Consider the following 914-nt stretch of genomic DNA (forward strand, 5'->3'; position numbering starts at 1 on the left):
GTCATGATGAAGAAAAGCAAGGCCTTCTGGCTGGTGACGGGGTCTATTCTGCTTACGTCGGTGCAGGCCGGTGCTGCCGGGCTGTCCCTCACCTTACCGCAGGTAAACCGGAGTGCGCTGGGTTATGGCGCAGAGACCAGCGGGGCGGTGTCTGATACGCTGTTTTATACCTTAGGGGGCGGCTCGGTGATTTCAGAGCCGGCCAGCCGCAGTGGTTCCGCCACACTCGGTGGATTAGAGCTGGGCTGGCGCTCGGATTTGATGTGCGGCAATTTTGACCTGAAAACCACCGTCAGCAATCAGCTGAACGGCATAACGGCCGGATTTAAGAACCTGATGAGTGATGTCATTCAGGGGGCGACAGGCGCCGTTGCCAGTCTGCCGGCGATGATTATCCAGCGGGCTAATCCGGGACTGTATGACATGCTGACCAACGGGGTGTTGCAGGCCAGTGTGGCCTTTGATAAAGCCCAGTTCAACTGCCGGGCGATGGCCAATAAGATGATGGATTTTGCGCAGAACAGCAAATGGACGCAGTCGGCGACTTTGCAGGAATACAAAACGCTGGTGAACGGCGGGGACGGGGATGCCGTGCGGGTGAATAATGCCGGCAGCAAAACCACCGGTGCCGGCGGGCATCCGTGGATTGGCGGGCAACGGCAGGGCGGGAAGGGACAGGCTGCCATCCGGCCGACCCGCGATTTGGTCAGCGCCGGTTTTAATATGATGAATCAGCTGCCGGTACTGAGTCAGGCGTCCGTCAGCCCCTTTAAGTGTGAAGGCAGTGCCTGCCGTAAATTCAGCACGGCGCGGGAAGCCGCCGACGCCGTGGTCAGCGTACTGGGTGACCGGGCCATCCGGACCTGCACGCAGTCTGCCGAGTGCAGCAGCGGCGGTGAACCCCATCAGCCGGG

At 60.4% G+C, this 914-nt stretch carries 1 protein-coding gene; it reads left to right on the plus strand.

Annotation, left to right across the window (positions count from 1 at the left end):
* Positions 1 to 6: 6 nt before the first annotated feature.
* Positions 7 to 914: integrating conjugative element protein (locus Xinn_RS21050; protein WP_422645978.1), on the plus strand; the 908-nt coding region annotated here is incomplete at its 3' end.

It is taken from the genome of Xenorhabdus innexi (assembly GCF_002632485.1).
GTDB classification, from domain to species: domain Bacteria; phylum Pseudomonadota; class Gammaproteobacteria; order Enterobacterales; family Enterobacteriaceae; genus Xenorhabdus; species Xenorhabdus innexi.